At 74.2% G+C, this 329-nt stretch carries 1 protein-coding gene; it reads right to left on the bottom strand.

From position 1 onward, the window contains the following. A partial coding sequence (locus tag G3I40_RS05100) for a hypothetical protein (RefSeq protein WP_164300948.1) occupies positions 1-329 on the bottom strand: 329 nt, incomplete at both ends.

The raw sequence follows: 329 nt of genomic DNA, 5'->3' as shown, positions 1-329 counted from the left end.
GCCCGGGTCAGCGTGACCACGGCGCTGGAAGCGAAGACGGCGGCCCTGAGCGGATCGGTGACCCGGTGGTGGTGTGCGCGGGCCAGCAGCGCGAGTCCCGTCGCGCCGGGCAACTGCATGCGTCCCGCGGCCTCTTCGGCCGCCGTCGCCCAGCGCCCCGCCTCGCTCGCCGAACCGCGCCGCTCCCCTTCGAGGCGGGCGAGGACCTCGGCGACGGCCGGGACCATCGAGACGACGGGGAACGAGGCGGCGCGCCGTACCGTCCCCATCGACAGGAGTTCCTTGCACAGCTCCTGGTCGCCGGTGTCGAAGGTCGTCTCCAGCAGGGA

This window comes from Streptomyces sp. SID14478, assembly GCF_010548525.1.
Taxonomy (GTDB): domain Bacteria; phylum Actinomycetota; class Actinomycetes; order Streptomycetales; family Streptomycetaceae; genus Streptomyces.
The sequence above is the reverse complement of the archived record's forward strand: the minus strand, read 5'-3'. Positions and strand labels throughout refer to the sequence as shown.